The sequence below is a fragment of the Cytobacillus sp. C11.1 genome (assembly GCF_058145115.1).
In genome coordinates this window covers 1835783-1854021 of the sequence record NZ_CM176935.1, presented here as the reverse complement: position 1 = coordinate 1854021, position 18239 = coordinate 1835783, and the positions used below count along the sequence as shown (strand labels likewise).

The following is an 18239-nucleotide window of genomic DNA, read 5'->3' as shown; positions in this document are numbered from 1 at the left end:
CTTTCTACTACCGGATAAGCAAAAACTCATATGCATCTGGTAAGTTATATTTCAAAAAGTCCATTCATACACACATAATAGCCTGTTAAATCCGCTAAATTAAAGAACGCATCTATACCACGCAGGGTAAACAGGCGAATATATTTTATATGCGGCCCCTTGTTCCAAGGGACACAGATTGATATCGTAAAATAAAAAAAGAGCTATTGATGCAAGTTTCTCACAATAGCCATCTTTATAAATTTTATTCTTACTAGCTTTTTTCGTCAAGTGTATCTATTTAGGTTTCCGGAATATTGAGCGAAAAAATGAAGAACATTCGTCCAATTCCTGCTGTTTTTTCTATATAAGGATAATGTTTGCAGAATTGAGATTTATCCTGCTATGTTATTGCCTGCAAACCAATACATAAGTGCTGATCGGCATTACGGTTAAACTTTTGGCAATTTTCCCCTTAGATATTAACCCTGCAGTTTGCCCATCCGCAAGTAGTTCCCAATCCCCGTCTGGCAGTGCTACCCTCTCTTCAGCCATGGTAGGATTGAAAACTACAGCAGCCCGGCTCCACTCAGGATTTTTCTCTCCACTACTTAAAACAAAACCAATCAATGGCTTCTTCATATCAATAAACCGCATGGAACTTCGGATTAAGTCGGCACTTGCAAGCCTGAACAGCGGGATATTTTTTCTTATGTCAATGATTCCTTTAATATATTGAACATTATCAGAAAAACAGCTCTTCCGCTCCCAGTCAAGCTTATTAATGGAATCCGGTGCACGGTAGCTGTTTCCGTTCCCTTCTTTGGTGCGGAAAAATTCCTGGCCACTGTGCAGAAATGGAATCCCCTGCGAGAGCAGCACCATAACTGTAGTAAGACGATGCTTTCTCTGCTGAGTGGTTTCATCTGCACTTTCGGAGCACACTAGGATTTTATCCCAAAGAGTGTGATTGTCGTGTGATTCCACATAATTTACTGATTGGGAAGGAGACAGGAAAATACCCTTTTCCTTTTTTTCAAGGCCAATACTGCCGGCCAAAACCTGCTTTGCCGCTTCATAATAGTGCTCATTCCCCAATGCATACCCTTTATCATACAAATTAAAAGTGCTGCCTTTAATGGAGTCCCGGAACCAGTCATTAAATTGGCCAATCCCAGGAAGTTTATCCTGATTGCGGATGCTTGCCTTTTGATCCTCCGGGATCGGAGTATTCAAATCCCACCCTTCACCAATAATAATAGCAGTGGGATCAATCGAATTTGCTGTATTCCGAACCCTGTTCATAGTTTCAATATCAAGTATACCCATTAAATCAAACCTGAACCCATCCAGCTGATATTCCTTCATCCAATACTCCACTGAATCAAGAATAAACTTTCTGGCCATCAGCCGCTCTGAAGCAAAGTCATTTCCGACTCCTGTACCATTTGAAGGCATTCCGAATTCGTCATGGCGAAAGAAGTAACCGGGCACAATTTTTTCAAAAGAAGAATCTTCCCTGATATAAACATGGTTATAGACCACGTCCATAATGACTCTCAACCCCTCGGAATGAACAGCGTTGATCATCGCCTTTAACTCCCTGATCCGTGAATAAGGATCACCAGGATCAGTGGAATAACTTCCTTCAGGCGCATTAAAGTGCAAAGGATTATAGCCCCAATTATAGTCCTTCTTTGGGCCTCTTTCATCCACACCTTCATAATCATGGAAAGGCAGGAATTCGATATGCGTTATGCCCAGCTGTTTTACATAGGAAAGGCAGGTTGGATCGCCGTCATTTCCGGTAGTGTTTACTTCACCGGCTCCAAGGTACAAGCCTTTCCTTGCGGCTCCGCTTCCCGGATGAATGGTAAAATCCCTGATATGTGTTTCATAAATGATTGCGTCTGTCGGCTGCTGGAGAGGAGGGAGCTCAGGCTTAACTTTTTTAGTGCTTTCCAGATTAACCACAGCCCCATATTCTCCATTAACGGCAACAGAAACTGCATAGGGATCAATTGCTTCTCTCCATTCAAGATTTATACAAACAAGGAACGAGTATAGATAACGATCGAGATCACCCGGGATCTCGCAGCTCCACACTCCTTTTTCCCCTCTGGCCATCTCTGCTGTTCCAGCTTTATCATCCACGGTTGCTTTTAACTTGAGCCTGACTTTAGTTGCAGTAGGGGCCCAGAGCTTGAAGAGCGTCTTATCTTTGCTATAAGAAAACCCCAATGGTCCTTCATAGTAAAATTCTTCGTCAAAAGGCTCGGTTCGAATAACTGCCCCCATTTGCAGGTCGGTTTTTTCGCCATATTCGTCCACAACCCAGTATTGTTGCCCTATAACCAGATCCTGCTCAATCCGGCATGTATATTTAATGGACTCCTCGATCGGCATGCTGGTCACTATCTCCATTGGAATTTCCTCATTACCTGCAAGCAGAGAGAACCTTGAGGAACGCCCCTGATGATATTGGAAAGGAAGTAAGATCGTAATGATGTACATTTCATCTAAATAGGCATAGTAGTTCCGTTCAATTGATATCATTGCGAGCTCATCTCCTTTACTTCCTCTTTTTTAAAATAACTGGTAGTTCATCCCTGCATACAGATACTGTTAATGGTGTGCACCCGAGAGGCTCCCCATCAGCATGGGCAGGGATAGGATGTGAAGAACGTATCCTAATCGTTTTGCCTTGAAGAATCGCTACCTCTTTAAATGCCACATGCTTTCCTTTAAAAACAGAAGCAAAAACAAACAATAGCTTAAACTTTGATATATTATGGACAACCGTAAGATTTAGAATTCCATCAAACGGATTTGCATCGGGAGATATCTTCATACCGCCTCCATAAAATGGCTGATTGGATACGGTTACAAACCAGGCAGAATGAAAAGATTGCTTTCTTCCGTCTATCTCGATTTCAAGGGTACAGCATTTATAGACAAACAGCTCTTTGATCAGATAAAGAGCATAAACAAATTTCCCAAGTGATAATCGATTTAAAATTCCTTTCATTTTGGAACGGTTAACTTTTTCGGAAATTTGGGCATCGAAGCCCGCACCCATATTATTAATAAAATATGTTTCGTTTTCTCCTGTGTGTCTGACCATTCCTATGTCGGTTCTGACTGTCTCATCTTCTTTCCCCTTTAAAATCGTAATTAGTGCAGCTGCTGGATCTTTAGGAACCCCAAACCCGCGGGAAAAGTCATTCCCCGAGCCCCCGGGAATAAAACCTACTGTCACATGCGGATACATGGCAGTTCCATTAATAACTTCATGAAGAGTTCCATCTCCGCCGACCGCAATAATAGATAATCTCTGGCCGCAGGCTTGTTCTGCATAGTACCTGGCCAGCTCCTTAGCATGCCCGCTATATTCTGTGCAGCTGGCAAAATAGGGGACGTTTTCATGCTGCAGCACCTGCTCAACCTTCCTCCAGACCTTCTGGCAATAACCGTTCTTTGCCTGTGGGTTAATAATGAAAATGGTCGGCCTCATCCTATCTGTCCTCCGCTGAAGTGAAGGTTTCATTGATCATCCGAATCCTCCCACTCCAGCCTTCTGAATGATGTTGTCTGGCAATATTGAAGCAGGGCCTGAGCTCCCTTAAGCTGAATATGCTTCAGTGGGGAACGCTGGTTTCTCATTATTTGAAACCATTGCTCATGATTTCTTTTTTCAATAAGCTGGACATCGAAAGGGGCAGTAGGATAATCAATATACCCGTTTCGGCTAATGACTGCCTTTTTAATCGGAAAATCTATTTCATGGACCTCAAATACCTTACGGACAATCTTTTCCGTTCTGTTCAAAGCAAGCAAAGGATTAAGAATCTTTTTCTCTTCTCCTGTTCCCTTTTTGATCCAGAACCTATCCTTTGAACCTGAAAATACTGCTAAATCCTCTGCTTCAAGAAAACTGATGCACCAAGTTTCGGTCGGGCTAATTAAAATGGTTTCTGTTTCCACAGGTGCCTGTTTCAGCAGAAAAATAGGATGGTACATTACCAGATAAGTATCAGGAAATCTCTGCAAAAAATACTTCAATTTTTCTTCATAATAGTATCGTTTATCAGGAAAAGACTTTTCCGTTAAAGTGGATGTAGCCCATTTCATTTGAAAACGGTAAAGCTGATCAAGAAACTGAAGTTTTAAATTCTCTGCCGTTTCCGGACGAACTGTAAATGAAGCCTCAAAATCAAGCCCGTCAGCAGTCTTTTTTTCTTTCAGAAGTTCTTGTGGACTATACTCATCTTCGGCTTCATTTTTTCCGCGTTTTAATAAACCCTTCAACTTATCCATAAGAGGTTCTTTTTCTTCCTCTGGCCAGTCCCCGCCATTCCTTGATAGAGAAGACTCTGGTTCAAAGCTAAAGGCTTCATTTGAATCCCATGCTTTATGCCACTTATCCCATTGCTGTTTCTTCAGCCTGACAAAACGGGATGGATAGACAAAAATATCCTGTTCATACCGTGAAACATAGTCCTGCAATTTAATCAACTGTCCCATTTCTCCTAGCCCTGCTTTCGTATTTAACTTCTCTATTTATTTCAAACTTACCTGTTGATTTTCGTTCAAGAAGCCAGCGAATCGCGGGCGGCAAGGGCGCCTCCCAGGACGTTGAATAAGCATCCTCGAATAAACATCGGACCAATAAAATGCGAATGCATGCATTTTCGATATTTCGCGCCTTCCGCTCCAATCAACATAGAGTTAAAGAATGTGCAATAACCTATTTTTAAATAAGTATGTACCTAATTTTATTCCGGCAAAAGCGGAAAGATGGCAACACTTTCGTATTTAGGCGTTTTATCCAAGTGTGTCTGATATAAGACGACCTCTGAAGCGGTAAACGTAAGCGGTTTATCACGAAATGGGTTATATTCTTCCAGCATGTTCCTCTGAAATGAATCGACGCCGGACCATTTTCTCGCCATCGTAATGTGAGGCTTAAAAGGTTTTGTCTCAAGTTCAAATCCCGCTTTCTTGCATGCGAAGAAAACTTTGTCCCTTATAGAATACAGCCGCTCTTCCCGCTGAGTGTCGCACCAAAATATTCTTGGCGTACTTTCTTTCCCGAAAACACCTAGCCGGTTTATGGATAGCGGAAACGACTTTTCGCCTCTAATCGATTCATCCACCAGCTTTTTAGCAGTCCCAAGCTTGTCCTCAGGTGCCGAACCAAGAAATGCTAAAGTAATATGATAATCCTCATGATGTACCCAGCGGCTAAAGCGCAGAGTCCCTCTTAGGCCATCGCTATATTCTTTAAGCTTTTTCTTTGTCTCTGCTGGTATTTTGACAGCAAAGAAAAAATGAGCATTCTGCTGATCTGTCACCTGATCCTACCTCCATATTTTTACCTATTTTATCAAACATCACATAAAATTGGCAGATTCTTTATGCCTGCCTGCTAATTCAGTATATATTTGTTAAGATCTTAACCTAAATCCCCTTGATTTGATTGGAATAGTCTGTTTTAGGTATGATGAATATGATATAACATTATTATAGATTTCCTTATTGAGGATTGAATTAAACAGAACCACACAAAATAACAAGAGACAATAGCGGATATTCATTCCCTATCTTGCTTGTTATAAAAAATACCACCTTTATATGAAAGGGAGAGTCAGAGATGAAAATAGTCAATAATCTTGCAGATTTAATCGGAGATACTCCGCTTGTAAAATTAAACAGGCTGGCTCCTGAAAACGGCGCAAGCATTTATGGCAAGCTCGAGTTTTACAACCCTAGCCGTAGCGTAAAGGACCGTGCTGCTTTCAATATGATTGTTGAAGCAGAGAAAGCAGGCAAGCTTAAACCAGGCGCAACCATTATTGAACCAACAAGCGGTAATACAGGCATTGGGCTGGCGATGAACGCAGCAGCACGCGGCTATAAAGCTATTCTTGTTATGCCGGATACGATGACAGCGGAACGCATTAATATTTTAAAAGCATATGGTGCAGAAGTGGTCCTGACACCTGGAGATGAAAAAATGCCGGGTTCCATAAAAAAAGCAAATGAACTTGCTGCCGAAATTCCAGACAGCTTTGTACCTATGCAATTTGAAAACAATGCAAATCCGGATGCGCATAGACATTCCACGGCACTGGAAATTATCGACGGCATGAAACAGATCGGCAAGAATCTTTCTGCATTCGTGGCTACTGCGGGAACAGGCGGTACCATTACAGGTACGGGCGAGGTATTAAAAGAGAATTATCCAGGCTTGGAAGTGCATGTTGTCGAGCCAAAGGGTTCACCGGTATTATCAGGGGGAAAGCCCGGCAAACATAAACTCGTTGGCACAAGCCCTGGATTTGTCCCGGAAATACTCAATACGGATGTTTATGATGAAATTCATCAAATTAAGGATGAAGAAGCATATGATACAACGCGCAGATTGGCAAGGGAGGAAGGTATTCTTGTAGGCCCTTCTTCAGGAGCAGCATGCTATGCCGCCATCCAGGTTGCAAAAACGCTGAAGCCGGAAGATGTTGTGGTATTTATCGTTTGCGATACAGGCGAAAGATATCTATCAAGCGATCTTTTTCAATTTGAATAAAAATTTTAGGCTGTTTTCTTAACTTTGTTGCATTTTAAACAAGTAGTGAGGAGAGGTTGATTTCCGCTCCAGGATGCTCGCTTTCCGCGGGGCGGGCGGTGAGCCTCCTCGGCGCTCAGCGCCTGTGGGGTCTCACCTTTCCCACTCCTCCCGCTGGAGTCTCGCACCTTACGCTCCAATCAACCAACTTATTTATCAATGTTCTTATTCACAAATCTATTTAAAAACAACAACCTCTTAGAAAACAACCAATTTTTAAGACCCCGGGAGTGAATTCGGGGTCTTTTGTTTGGCTGATTATGCCTCATTTTTCAGTATAATTTCCGGAAACTAAGTGCTTAGGTGTGAGTTAAAGCCAGCATAATCTGAAATTAAAAAACAACCGGGCTTTCCGGCTGCTTTAGATTATCTTAATTTTATCGTTAAATCCCCGCACTGCTTTTCAATTTCTTTTTCAAAAAGATCCTGCAAATTCCTTGTGACTGGTCCTGGAGTGCCGCTGCCAACCGGCTTTCCTTCAATTTCTGTGATAGGCGTAATTTCGGCAGACGTACTAGACATAAATACTTCATCGGCGTGTTTTAGGCCCTCAACCGTAAAAACTGATTCTTCAACGGCAATTCCATTTTCATGGCAGATCTCATTAATTTTGCGGCGGGTAATGCCGTTAAGAATTAGGTTAGTGGCAGGGTGGGTGTACACCTTGCCATCTTTTACAATGGCGATATTTGATGAGCTTCCTTCTGTTACTGTGTCTCCACGGTGCTGAATAGCTTCGTAACAGCCGGACTGTGCCGCTTTTTGCTTTGCCATTATGTTTCCAAGCAGATTCAGGCTTTTTATATCACAGCGGAGCCAGCGGATATCTTCAATCAACAAAGCCTTTACACCATTTTTCATGCTTTCAACCGGTCTAGCCGTTTCACGCGTATAGGCAGTGAACGCAGGCAGCACTTCTGGTCCAGGATAAGCATGGTTTCTTGGCGATGCGCCTCTTGTAAATTGCATATAAACAATTCCCAGCTCCAGCTTATTTTTTATAATCATCTCTTTGAGCTGCTGTTTTAGCTCTTCAACAGTATAAGGTATGTTCAAGTCTATTTTCTTACCGCTATCAAGCAGCCGTTCAAGGTGTTCATCGGCTGTGAACATTTTTCCGTTGTATATTCGGATAACCTCATAAACCCCATCACCAAACTGATAGCCGCGGTCTTCAATATCGACTTTTGCCTCTGAACGCTCAATTAATTCTCCATTCAAAATGACATATTCCATTCACACTGCCACTCCCCGCATTGGTTTCTCGTATCATTTAATTTCTATTGTGTAAAATCTTTCAGCCATCATATCAGGTTTCAGCTCTATTTCGCAAGCTCATAAATGGCCTGTGCATAAATAGCTGCAGCTTTTAGCATATCTTCAATAAACATATATTCATCTTTTTGGTGAGCGATGTCTTCACGGCCAGGGAATAGCGGACCGAAGGCAACACCTGATTTTAAGGACCTTGCATAGGTGCCACCCCCGATGGACAGAAGTTCTGCCTTATCACCTGTCTGCTGTTCATACACTTTTTTCAGCGTTTGAATCAGGAAATCATCCTCTTCCACATGATGCGGCTTGGAATCCGTAAAATTTTCTAATTTGAAGTGCTCTTGTTCGATCAAGGGCTGCAGTTTGTCTTTTGTTTCTGCCATATCATTACTAACAGGATAACGCACATTAAAACCGAGACGGCCGCCATTCTCCTGCGTATAAGAAAGTTTGCCGACATTGACGGTTAAGTCGCCTGTTATGTCATCCGAGCAGGCAATCCCCAGCTTCCTCCCTCTTGAATCATCGCATAAATAATGGGATATAAACTGGAAGTATTGGTATGCTTTATCATCGATCTGAAGGGAAGCCAGGAAGGATGCCATTAGAATACCGGCATTTTTTCCATTGTCAGGCTCCATTCCATGAGCGGATATCCCCTGAAGTTCAAGAATCAGTTCTCCGTTATCTATGTAATACTTTCCCTTGAGTTCCGCCTTTTTAAGAAAGTCGATATACCTTTGTACGACCTCGGTCTGTTCGAGATGGACTACAAGGCTGGCTCTCGCAAAATCCGGAACCATATTATACCTTCTCCCTGACTGGAAAGAGGTTACTTCCGCCAATATCTCTCTTTCCGTTCCTTCATATTTGCCGATTTGCACAAGGTCAAAATCAGATATTCCCTTTTCCGCGTAAATAATCGGGAAGTCTGCATCTGGAGCAAATCCCATGGATGGCATTTCCTCATGTTTAAAGTAGTGTTCCACACAGCGCCAATCGCTTTCTTCATCTGTACCGATAATCATGCGGACACGTTTGCTTAGAGGCAGTTCCATTTCTTTTACTATTTTCATGCCATAGTAAGCAGCCATTGTCGGTCCTTTGTCGTCAATTGTCCCTCTGGCGAATATCTTACCTTCGCGGATTTCTGCACCAAATGGATCGCTTGTCCAGCCGTCTCCTTCAGGAACAACATCAACATGGCATAACACTCCAACGATCTCTTCGCCTTCACCGAATTCCAAATGTCCTGCCAAATTGCCGACATTCTTCGCTGTGAATCCATCCTTTTCACCCAGCTCCAGCATAAAATCCAAAGCATCCTTAACTCCTTCTCCGAGTGGAGCATTTTCTGTACCGTTTTCTTCATCCAGGATACTTTTAATTCTAAGCAATTTTTGCGCATCTTCAATTAAAGCGTCTTTTCTCTTATCCACTTCTTTTTTCCAATCCAGCACGTTCATACAATTTTCCTCCTTATTATTTGTCGGCTATCAATTTTGAGTATGTATCATGATCACAAATAATATATAATATAGCACCTGACGGTATCTTCTCGTCAAGCCGGCGGTTAATATTCATATCCTGCCCCGAACTGATTAGGGTTGCCCCCTCTTCAAGCAAGCAATAAAAGGCATCCCTGTAGGTTAACCACTTTGGCGATGCAGGAAGTTGGTACAAATCTTCCCCCACTTTACGGCTCATCAGCTGTGAATATATGGTAGTCGCTCCGTTGGAAAGAACTGCTTGTGCAGCCATTCTGGAGATCATTTCATCCGAAATGATAAACTCATCAACCGATACATGCTTAAACAAATCCATATGCTTCTCAACCTTTATTTCCACTGTTATATGAAGATCCCCTGCGAGACGTTCGATACCAGTGGCAATCAACAAAGATTTCCCATCTGTCAGCTGGTTATCTTCAATGGAGTCATCTGCAAAAATAATAACACTTTTCGCTTCTTTAATATTTGCCCTTTCCAGTACTGCTCCATCTGCAGCATCCCCTTGAACAAAGTGGACATTATCATGCTTGACCGGTGTCTTTTCCATCATAGCAATCAGTACGATTTCTTTGCTTGGATATGCCAGCCTGATTTCCTCAAGTGCATGCTCCGCTTTTTTTGACCAGCCAACCACTACAATATGATTTTTCCCATTATAACTCATTTTTCCCTCCTCTTGCTTAATACGGAATTGAGCAAAGCCTTCAACTAATTTTCCAATCACAATCCCGATAAGGCCAATCCCAATCAAGTACAAAAATACCGCGTATACTCTTCCTGCAACGGATACAGGAAAGAAATCACCATATCCTACAGTCGTTACAGTTGTCATTACCCACCAAAAGGAATCGAAGTAATTCGAAAAAGTCTCCGGTTCTATGAGAGTCATAATAATAGTACTAAAAATTATTAAAAATCCGCTTGAAATAAAAATCAGCCAATTATTCAGCGTATAAAGCCTTTTCAGAAACCTTCTAAAAAGAATGGTCCATCCCTCCTCATCTGACCTTATTATAAAGGAATCTCCCCGGCATTTTCCTCCAAAATATATTCAAGAATCAATCCCTCCATGAATCTCAAACTTGGATAAAACGATTAACCAGCATGCCAGCACCAGCCCTAATAGCATAATCGCCAATAAAAACAATCCCCACACAGCTTTTTTCCTTGCAGAATAATAGAATTCCTTTTCACCATATTTTTTTGTAAAAGGATGGGACATAATGGCCTTATCCCAGGTAATGGACAGCCAGGAGTAGGCTAAAAAAAGGAATATGCCTAAAACAATTGCTTTTATCCATAAAGGTGGAATGATAATGATACCGGCAGCGCTTATCGATATGATCTTGAAATAACTGATGATATACGACGGGTTCCTGATAAATATCTTTAAAAATAATTCAATTAGTCCTGTAACCGGTGTCCTCTTTTTAAAGAGCCGTTTGGATTTTCGAAAAAACAGCGGCTTGCTGCGCATTGAAAAAGCTGGCTTTTCAATTTCAGGAGCCATCATAAAAATCCATTGAATATACTTTGTTTTTTCCTTCTGTTCCAGCTTAACTTCAAAGTCTATGGCCGAAACCCTATTTAACAGCTGGAATATTCGCGCAAGCGTGCCTGCCAGGAGAACCGCTGACGTGATATAAACCGGCAAAACTTCCCCAAGATCCCAAAGGAAATAAACGAGCTGGCTGAACCAGCTAAACAAAACAAAAAGCAAAAAGCCCAGAACATATTTTTTAAATTTATTTTCAATCCTCTTCATCTGGTAGGAAACGGTCATAATCGTCCACTTCAATACAAGGAAAAAAACGAGCAGGGCAGTTATCTGGCTCCATTCCAAAAAATATCTGTTTATTAGAAAGGGTAATAGCAATAGGATCAATGCTGCTGTGCTGATTGCCTGAAAAAGAAACGAATAACCAAGTCCCCATTTCCTCATTCCCAAATAGAGATTCCTATTCTTAATAAGAAATACTTTATCAGCTTCCTGAACAAAAGGCCGGATACTTCCCAGCCATGAAAATACATAAAGCAAAAAGAAAAGCAGGAATAAAGGGAAGTTTGCAATCCAATCAGGCGTTTCAGTCCACCAGGAACGGTACATCATCACTAAAATGGCTGCTCCCGGAAGAATGATGTACAGCCAGATCGTCCAATCTGCGATCGATCGGAAAACGCTGTACTGATATTTCCAGCTGCTGATTAATCTTCTAAAAAAAATATCACCGCTCCTCATTGCCGGCTCCCTCTGCAATTAGGTGGAAACAATCATAGAGTGAGCCTCCCGGAAGACTGCATTGCTGCCTAATCTCACTTAAAGTGCCTGATGCTTTGAGCTGGCCTTCATGCACAATCAAAAAGCGGCTGCAAACCTTTTCTGCCGTATCAAGAACATGGGTAGACATAAGGATCCCTGCACCTCTTTTCCTCTCTTTTTCAATTGATTCAAGAAACAGTTTCATAGCATTCGGATCGAGGCCAATAAACGGTTCATCAATTATATAAACGTCCGGATTTGCAATCATAGCGAGAATCAGCATAGCCTTTTGCTGCATTCCTTTTGAGTAGGTCCCCGGAAACTTATGGGCATGCTCAGCCAGCTTATACTGATGTAAAAGCTTGTCGGCCATACCCTTGTATTCTTTATCCTGAATTCCTTCAACCGCAGCCACAAAGTCGAGATGCTCCCAGAGTGTCAGTTCATCATAAAAAATAGGCCGTTCCGGAATATAAGAATAGTTGGCCCCTTCCTTAAAATCTACTAACCCCTTTTTGTGCTCCAGCAGTCCCAGGATCGTTTTCATCGTGGTGCTTTTTCCTGCACCATTTGGTCCAATTAGGCCAATTAATTCTCCTTGCATTAATTCAAAATGAATATTTTGTATAATCGCATTTTCATTTTCATAGCCTGCAGAGGCAATATCTACATTCAATAAGTTCATATACTCTCCTCCTGTCTATTCTTACGGATGAGATTGGAAAAGGTTTACTATTTATAAGAAAATTATTCACATTTTTTGAATTTTCTGTACATAACACTAGCCTCCTGCACCATAAGGTATACTAAGAGGCAATTTCCCAGTGAGAGTTAACTCGCAAAGTAAAGTGAATGTTTAACTCGCTATTTAAAGGGAAATGAAAATACATTAAAAAGGAGGGAGATGTACAGACTATAAAACAGGAAGCATTATAAATATTTTGTAAATTTGTTTCCTTAAAGTAGAAATTATCAGATAATAGAGTTACAATATAGTCAGAGGTATGACATCTAGACTAAAAATATCCAGAATACAAAGGGGTTGTCTGGGGAAAAGAAAACTACATACTTTTGAAGGATCTATTTCTTCAATGTAGCTGTCGGTTGCAGGGAATTGCCATGGGGTTTGAAAAAAGGATAGGGAGTGGTTTTTTGAAACCTTCAACTAACCGGATGTTAAACCGTGTAAAATCCGTCTACATGTTTATCAGTAAGCGCGGAACTGTAACAACTCAGGAGCTTGTAGAGGAATTTGGTATTACTCCTCGCACCATACAAAGAGATTTAAATGTCCTTGCCTACAATGACTTGGTTAAAAGCCCAAGCAGAGGCAAATGGACCATTACCCAAAAGAAAGTAAAGATTTCATCTTAACACAAACGTTCACCAACATAATAGATTGAAAAAAATCGCCCGTTCTAAGGGCGATTTTTTTGTCTTTATTTCACTTCATAATCTAGCAGCATTTCGAGCTCTTCTTCTGTCAATTCCCGGTATTCTCCCAACTCCAATGTCTCATCAAGCCCGAGTGGCCCCATTGTAAGCCTTTTTAAATAAATGACTCTTTTACCGACAGCCTCGAACATTCTTTTCACCTGATGAAACTTTCCTTCTGTAATAGTTAATTCAATATCAGAGGTTATACCTGATTTTAAAATCTTAAGTTCTCCAGGTTTGGTTTCATAGCCATCATCCAAGATGACTCCTTCTTTAAATGCGGCAATATCTTCATCTGTTACCTCACTGTCAATGACTGCAAAGTAGGTTTTAGGAACATGCTTCTTGGGAGAAAGCAGCCGATGTGCAAGCTGTCCGTCATTCGTCAGCAGCAAAAGGCCCTCTGTATCCTTATCCAGGCGACCAACGGGAAACGGGGAAAAAACAAGGTCATCCATTTCCAGCAGGTCCACAACGGTTTCAAACTGGGTATCCTCGGTTGCCGAGATTAAGCCAGGCGGTTTGTTCATCATTAAATAGATGAATTCCTTATACTCAACCCTCTCACCATTAATCACTACAGCATCCTCTTCAGGATTTACATGGTGCTTCGGGTCTTTCACTTTTTCATCGTTAACCGTTACGGCTCCATCCTTTAAGAGCTTTTTAACGTCTTTTCGGCTGCCATAACCCAGATTGGCCAGCATTTTATCAATTCTCATCGTTGATTAACCCTCCAATTCTAAAAACCATTTACTTGGGCTGCTGTCCATGTCACATCCGCCCGCTATACATAGACTAATATCATATGTTCGAATCTATATGAAAGAGGAGCTGATTAGTATGTACCCACGCCAGCAAGGGCAAGGCATATATATTCCCCTTCCCGGTATTTCGCCAGGTTATCCAGGTTATCCAGATTATCCGGGAGGCGGCAATACAGATAGACGTCTCGATCGCCTGGAACGCCAGGTGCAAAGGCTTGAACGGCAGGTTGACCGACTGAACCGCAGGCTTGACCGAATCGAAAGGCGTCTCGGCATCGGTGACGGCGGTTATGGCCAGTAGTAAATTCAGCAAAAAGGTCTCCATCATGCGGAGACCTTTTTATTATGCCCTCAGCCTTAGCTTCTTCATCATTCTATCAACTCTTGACCCGAACAGGATATAGATTAACTTTGTTCTGAAACTCAAGTAGAAATAGATGCCCGCTCCAGCTGCTGCACAGATAGCTACAATGATTATCGCCTGTAAATCAGTTGCCGGCGATAAGAAAATGGTTAAAACTTTATAAACAATGCTTGTGACAATGAACATACAGAAAGTAAATAATACAATCAGCATGCCTCTTCTTAAGATAAGCTTAAACGGATATTTGGCATATGTTTTAATTACATAAAGATTTATTAAGATTGCCACAGTATAGCCAAGTGCCGTTGCGAAAACGGCCCCTTGTGTTTCAAATAGCTTTATAAGCGGAATGTTCAAAGACAGCTTTACCAGCAAGCCTGTGAGCAAACTGAGAATCGTAAAGCGCTGCTCATTGATTCCCTGCAAAATGGCTGCGGTAACCGAGAAATAGGCAAATAGGATTGCTACTGGTGCATATGTTCGCAATACTTCAGTTCCCAGCTCTTTATGCTCGTAAAATAATGTAAAGACGGGTTCTGCCAGCAAGGACAAGCCGACTACGGCAGGAAGAGTCAGAAACAGAAGCACCTGGAACGTCTGATTGAGCTGGCGGTTTAAATCTGACCTGTCTTCTTCCATAAACGCCTTTGTTACACTCGGAACAAGCGTCAGTGAAAAGGCTGTTGCCAATGATACCGGAATAATGACTAGCTTATGTGTTTCAAAGTTTAGGACAGAGAATGCGGCTACAGCATTTGCTTTCTCACCGATAGATGCCATAGCTCTCATAAAGGTAACCTGGTCAATAAACTGAAAAAGCGGATTTGCAAGACCTACAAACACAAAGGGAGCTGCATAAAGGATGATTTCTTTATAAATATCTTTTAGGGATATATCGACTGTTCCTTTATCATCCTCAAGCAATTTGTCCAAATGAGGCTTGCGCTTATACCAATACCAAAACAAAACCCCGAGGCTGCCCAGTCCGCCAATAAACGCCGCAAAGGTGGCAACACTAATTGCTGCAGTAAGAGAGCCTTTCATTACGTTTAAGACAATATACGCACCGACCAGGACAAACAGAATTCGGACAATTTGTTCCACAACCTGTGAAACTGCTGTGGGCCCCATTGACTGATGTCCCTGAAAGAAACCTCTAATTAAGCTCATAAAAGGAATAATAATTAATGCAAATGAAACCGCCCGGATAACGGTGGTCACATCCCCAATGCTGACTTCAACATCTTTTCCTGCAAGTGTCATTTCAGCCACAACCGGAGCCATCAAAAATAAGATGAGAAACGAAAGTATTCCACTGGCCAGCATGATTACCAAGCCTGATTTAAAAAGCTTTCTCCCGACTGCATATTCCTCTATAGCGTTATATTTGGATATAAACTTCGAAACGGCCAGCGGTACACCCGCTGTCGCAATACTAATAAAGATTGTATAAGGTGTATACGAAAAGGAATAAAGCGCGGTCCCTTCCTTCCCGACAATATGATAAAAAGGAATAACATAAAACAAACCAAGAACCTTTGAAATAATCGTCCCGAGCGTTAAAATGAAGGTTCCCTTTAAAAGCTTAGATGACATATAATCCCTTCCTTAAAAACTGCAGCCTGCAATCTGTGAGAATAGTATGATAAGGCCGAAGCTAATAGCGACAATGATTTTATCATAAATAATATAAAAATTCGTCATTTTTCTATCTTTTTAGACACACTATTTGTAGTGTACTCTTCTTGACGAAGAAATGCCACTTACAAAACCTGTATATAACGGCATTATTTTTAGAAAACGGATAATTGCATTATAATAGAACTATTGCTTAAAAAGTGAATCAAGATAAGTTGGTGGAAATATGAAATATGATGTAATTGTAATTGGCGGAGGACCGTCAGGATTAATGGCTGCCATCGGAGCAGCCGAACAGAAGGCAAAAGTGCTTTTGATCGATAAAGGGGACAAGCTTGGCAGAAAGCTCGCGATTTCCGGCGGAGGCCGATGCAATGTCACAAATAGGCTGCCAGTAGACGAAATCATTAAGCACATACCCGGGAATGGGCGTTTTTTGTATAGCGCCTTCTCCCTTTTCAGCAATGAGGATATTATTAGATTCTTTGAAAACCTGGGCATTAAGCTGAAAGAAGAAGATCACGGACGGATGTTTCCGGTAACTGATAGAGCCCAATCCGTTGTGGATGCCCTGATCACAAAACTTAAAGAGTTAAAGGTAGATATTAAAACCAATAGCCCCATCCATGATGTCCATTATGAAAATGGCAGGGTGAAATCGGTAGAATTAAAGACAGGTGATGTTTATGATGCAGATGCTGTGGTCATTGCGGTCGGAGGTAAATCAGTCCCGCATACAGGTTCAACCGGAGATGGCTATGCATGGGCGAAAAAAGCGGGCCATACGATCACCGATCTTTTCCCAACCGAAGTTCCATTGACCTCTGCGGAAAGATTTATTAAGGAAAAAACGCTGCAGGGACTATCCCTTAGAAGTGTGGCGCTAAGCGTTCTAAACCCGAAAGGAAAAGCCCTAATCACCCATAGGATGGATATGATTTTTACTCATTTCGGCATTAGCGGCCCTGCCGTTTTGCGCTGCAGCCAGTATGTAGTGAAAGCAATGAAAAAATGGAATCTAAAAGAAGTTACAATGAATCTGGATACAGTTCCTGATACTAAAGAAGAACCCTTATTCCAGGAAGTTTCCAAAATGATTAAGGATGAACCGAAGAAAAGCATTAAGAATTTGCTTAAAGGGCTTCTGCCCGAAAGGTACTTAATGTTTCTTCTTTACCAAAATGAAATTGACCCTGCGGCACAGGGCGCCACTATCTCCAATGAAAAAATCAGAAGCTTTGTAAAAAGCTGCAAATCCTTTCAGTTTACTGTCAATGGCACTTTGCCGCTTGATAAAGCCTTTGTGACTGGCGGCGGTGTATCTGTTAAAGAAATTGAACCGCAAACGATGGCTTCGAAAAAGATGGAAGGCCTCTTCTTTTGTGGAGAAATCCTTGATATACACGGCTATACAGGCGGATATAACATTACATCCGCTCTCGTAACAGGCAGGCTTGCAGGGATTAATGCTGCAGGCTCCTAAAAAATCGTTTAGTAAAAATATAAGCCTGATGCTTGCCATGCATCAGGCTCTATATATGACCATCGCAGAAAAACAGTATATCTGCTCGTCTTCATCCTCTTGTACTGCTGCCACATTATATTTTATATCCAGCAGCTTTTTCTCTTCGATTTTCTCTAAAAAGTGGTTCATATCCTTTTCTAGATCCTTTTCGTGTTCATGATCAAATAATTTCACCTTTATCATAGAACTCTTCCTTTCTGGCTTTTTTAATCAGTTTGGACAATTTTCTTAATTTTTAAAATTATATGCCCAAAAAAACGAAGCCTTGTCAGCTTCGCTTTTGTGTGTTATTCAGTTTTGCCCTGCCAGTTCATCATGCCGCCAACCATATTGCGGACCTTATAGCCTTGTTCAATCATATAGTGGCATACATTTCCGCTGCGGTTGCCGGAGCGGCAAATGAAAATGTATTCAGTGTCTTTATCAAATTTATCAAGGTTTTCCGGAATGGTCCCCATGCGGATATGCCTCGCTCCTGGAATCTTGCCAGATGCAACCTCATCATCTTCCCTTACATCCACAAGCTCAAGCTTCTCTCCTGCTTCCAGCTTCTTTTGCAATTCTTCTGTTGTAATTTCTTCAATACGGTCCATTACTAACACCCTTTCTAAAAAGCTTCTAAATATCAGGCATGTAGCATTGATAAATGCCGCCACTCCTATAATACCCTATATGGCACAAAAAATATAAAGTGAAACTTCCTTTATGGAGCGTTTTATCTCCATAAAGGTTAGTTTCACTTATCGGGTATTTACAGGCAGTTGGCTGATGCTCTCTATTTTTCACGCATTATGCTAATCTTCAGCCCTACTGCCTGTTAATCTGCGGTAAAGTTCAGCTTTTACAGGCAGTTGGCTG

17 protein-coding genes are annotated in these 18239 nt (G+C 41.6%); 4 read left to right on the top strand and 13 right to left on the bottom strand.

The annotated features are described in order from the left end of the window. Positions 1-387: 387 nt before the first annotated feature. The 4 genes from pulA to thpR form a co-directional block, all read right to left on the bottom strand. Positions 388-2535, bottom strand: coding sequence for a type I pullulanase (pulA, locus tag AC3ZVC_RS09215; RefSeq protein WP_490068014.1), 2148 nt, complete (start codon positions 2533-2535; stop codon positions 388-390). A gap of 16 nt (positions 2536-2551) precedes the next feature. Further along, on the bottom strand, positions 2552-3493 hold the full coding sequence (locus AC3ZVC_RS09210) for a diacylglycerol/lipid kinase family protein (protein WP_490068013.1): 942 nt from the start codon (positions 3491-3493) through the stop codon (positions 2552-2554). Positions 3494-3522: 29 nt separating this feature from the next. After that, positions 3523-4503 carry an NERD domain-containing protein gene (locus tag AC3ZVC_RS09205; protein ID WP_490068012.1) on the bottom strand — a complete coding sequence of 327 codons (981 nt, stop codon included), beginning with the start codon at positions 4501-4503 and terminating at the stop codon, positions 3523-3525. A 251-nt stretch (positions 4504-4754) separates the two neighbouring features. Further along, positions 4755-5333, bottom strand: a complete 579-nt coding sequence (thpR, locus tag AC3ZVC_RS09200; RefSeq protein ID WP_490068011.1) for an RNA 2',3'-cyclic phosphodiesterase — start codon at positions 5331-5333, stop codon at positions 4755-4757. 299 nt (positions 5334-5632) lie between these two features. Between thpR and cysK the strand changes: the two genes are divergently transcribed. Next, complete coding sequence (gene cysK, locus AC3ZVC_RS09195; RefSeq protein ID WP_490068010.1) at positions 5633-6565, top strand: cysteine synthase A; 933 nt, start codon at positions 5633-5635, stop codon at positions 6563-6565. Positions 6566-6970: 405 nt separating this feature from the next. On the opposite strand, the gene dat is transcribed toward cysK, so the two are convergent. The 5 genes from dat to AC3ZVC_RS09170 form a co-directional block, all read right to left on the bottom strand. After that, entirely contained in the window at positions 6971-7840 is an 870-nt protein-coding gene (gene dat / locus AC3ZVC_RS09190) for a D-amino-acid transaminase (protein ID WP_490068008.1), read from the bottom strand. A gap of 86 nt (positions 7841-7926) precedes the next feature. Continuing rightward, entirely contained in the window at positions 7927-9345 is a 1419-nt protein-coding gene (pepV, locus tag AC3ZVC_RS09185) for a dipeptidase PepV (RefSeq protein ID WP_490068007.1), read from the bottom strand. Positions 9346-9361: 16 nt separating this feature from the next. After that, positions 9362-10318: an ion channel gene (locus tag AC3ZVC_RS09180; RefSeq protein ID WP_490068872.1), complete on the bottom strand. Its 957-nt coding sequence runs from the start codon at positions 10316-10318 to the stop codon at positions 9362-9364. 123 nt (positions 10319-10441) lie between these two features. Beyond that, positions 10442-11629, bottom strand: a complete 1188-nt coding sequence (locus AC3ZVC_RS09175; RefSeq protein ID WP_490068006.1) for an ABC transporter permease — start codon at positions 11627-11629, stop codon at positions 10442-10444. After that, positions 11616-12335 carry an ABC transporter ATP-binding protein gene (locus AC3ZVC_RS09170; protein WP_490068005.1) on the bottom strand — a complete coding sequence of 240 codons (720 nt, stop codon included), beginning with the start codon at positions 12333-12335 and terminating at the stop codon, positions 11616-11618. The genes AC3ZVC_RS09175 and AC3ZVC_RS09170 overlap by 14 nt, the downstream gene beginning before the upstream one ends. Before the next feature lie 467 nt (positions 12336-12802). On the opposite strand from AC3ZVC_RS09170, the gene AC3ZVC_RS09165 reads away from it, so the two are divergent. Further along, positions 12803-13024 (top strand): DeoR family transcriptional regulator, encoded by a 222-nt coding sequence (locus AC3ZVC_RS09165; protein WP_214727979.1) that lies wholly within the window; start codon positions 12803-12805, stop codon positions 13022-13024. Between the two features lie 65 nt (positions 13025-13089). On the opposite strand, the gene AC3ZVC_RS09160 is transcribed toward AC3ZVC_RS09165, so the two are convergent. Then, positions 13090-13809 carry a pseudouridine synthase gene (locus AC3ZVC_RS09160; protein WP_490068004.1) on the bottom strand — a complete coding sequence of 240 codons (720 nt, stop codon included), beginning with the start codon at positions 13807-13809 and terminating at the stop codon, positions 13090-13092. Between the two features lie 121 nt (positions 13810-13930). On the opposite strand from AC3ZVC_RS09160, the gene AC3ZVC_RS09155 reads away from it, so the two are divergent. Continuing rightward, a complete protein-coding gene (locus AC3ZVC_RS09155; protein WP_490068002.1) occupies positions 13931-14155 on the top strand; it encodes a hypothetical protein in 225 nt (74 codons plus the stop codon). Positions 14156-14197: 42 nt separating this feature from the next. Here AC3ZVC_RS09155 and AC3ZVC_RS09150 read toward each other — a convergent pair whose 3' ends face one another. Continuing rightward, the gene (locus tag AC3ZVC_RS09150; RefSeq protein WP_490068001.1) at positions 14198-15814 is read right to left on the bottom strand and encodes a putative polysaccharide biosynthesis protein; all 1617 of its coding nucleotides are present in this window, start codon (positions 15812-15814) and stop codon (positions 14198-14200) included. 268 nt (positions 15815-16082) lie between these two features. Between AC3ZVC_RS09150 and AC3ZVC_RS09145 the strand changes: the two genes are divergently transcribed. After that, positions 16083-17339 (top strand): BaiN/RdsA family NAD(P)/FAD-dependent oxidoreductase, encoded by a 1257-nt coding sequence (locus tag AC3ZVC_RS09145; RefSeq protein WP_490068000.1) that lies wholly within the window; start codon positions 16083-16085, stop codon positions 17337-17339. A 42-nt stretch (positions 17340-17381) separates the two neighbouring features. Here the strand turns inward: AC3ZVC_RS09145 and AC3ZVC_RS09140 are convergent, their stop codons facing one another. After that, positions 17382-17564 carry a sporulation protein Cse60 gene (locus tag AC3ZVC_RS09140; protein ID WP_009333366.1) on the bottom strand — a complete coding sequence of 61 codons (183 nt, stop codon included), beginning with the start codon at positions 17562-17564 and terminating at the stop codon, positions 17382-17384. A 104-nt stretch (positions 17565-17668) separates the two neighbouring features. Further along, positions 17669-17974: a rhodanese-like domain-containing protein gene (locus AC3ZVC_RS09135; protein WP_490067997.1), complete on the bottom strand. Its 306-nt coding sequence runs from the start codon at positions 17972-17974 to the stop codon at positions 17669-17671. Positions 17975-18239 lie beyond the last annotated feature (265 nt).

What these genes read in the sequence shown, in the direction of transcription:
- pulA (WP_490068014.1), bottom strand. Translation starts at nt 2,535, where the DNA reads ATGATATCAATTGAACGGAACTACTATGCCTATTTAGATGAAATGTAC.
- AC3ZVC_RS09210 (WP_490068013.1), bottom strand. Translation starts at nt 3,493, where the DNA reads ATGAGGCCGACCATTTTCATTATTAACCCACAGGCAAAGAACGGTTAT.
- AC3ZVC_RS09205 (WP_490068012.1), bottom strand. Translation starts at nt 4,503, where the DNA reads ATGGGACAGTTGATTAAATTGCAGGACTATGTTTCACGGTATGAACAG.
- cysK (WP_490068010.1), top strand. Translation starts at nt 5,633, where the DNA reads ATGAAAATAGTCAATAATCTTGCAGATTTAATCGGAGATACTCCGCTT.
- dat (WP_490068008.1), bottom strand. Translation starts at nt 7,840, where the DNA reads ATGGAATATGTCATTTTGAATGGAGAATTAATTGAGCGTTCAGAGGCA.
- pepV (WP_490068007.1), bottom strand. Translation starts at nt 9,345, where the DNA reads ATGAACGTGCTGGATTGGAAAAAAGAAGTGGATAAGAGAAAAGACGCT.
- AC3ZVC_RS09175 (WP_490068006.1), bottom strand. Translation starts at nt 11,629, where the DNA reads ATGAGGAGCGGTGATATTTTTTTTAGAAGATTAATCAGCAGCTGGAAA.
- AC3ZVC_RS09170 (WP_490068005.1), bottom strand. Translation starts at nt 12,335, where the DNA reads ATGAACTTATTGAATGTAGATATTGCCTCTGCAGGCTATGAAAATGAA.
- AC3ZVC_RS09160 (WP_490068004.1), bottom strand. Translation starts at nt 13,809, where the DNA reads ATGAGAATTGATAAAATGCTGGCCAATCTGGGTTATGGCAGCCGAAAA.
- AC3ZVC_RS09155 (WP_490068002.1), top strand. Translation starts at nt 13,931, where the DNA reads ATGTACCCACGCCAGCAAGGGCAAGGCATATATATTCCCCTTCCCGGT.
- AC3ZVC_RS09150 (WP_490068001.1), bottom strand. Translation starts at nt 15,814, where the DNA reads ATGTCATCTAAGCTTTTAAAGGGAACCTTCATTTTAACGCTCGGGACG.
- AC3ZVC_RS09145 (WP_490068000.1), top strand. Translation starts at nt 16,083, where the DNA reads ATGAAATATGATGTAATTGTAATTGGCGGAGGACCGTCAGGATTAATG.
- AC3ZVC_RS09140 (WP_009333366.1), bottom strand. Translation starts at nt 17,564, where the DNA reads ATGATAAAGGTGAAATTATTTGATCATGAACACGAAAAGGATCTAGAA.
- AC3ZVC_RS09135 (WP_490067997.1), bottom strand. Translation starts at nt 17,974, where the DNA reads ATGGACCGTATTGAAGAAATTACAACAGAAGAATTGCAAAAGAAGCTG.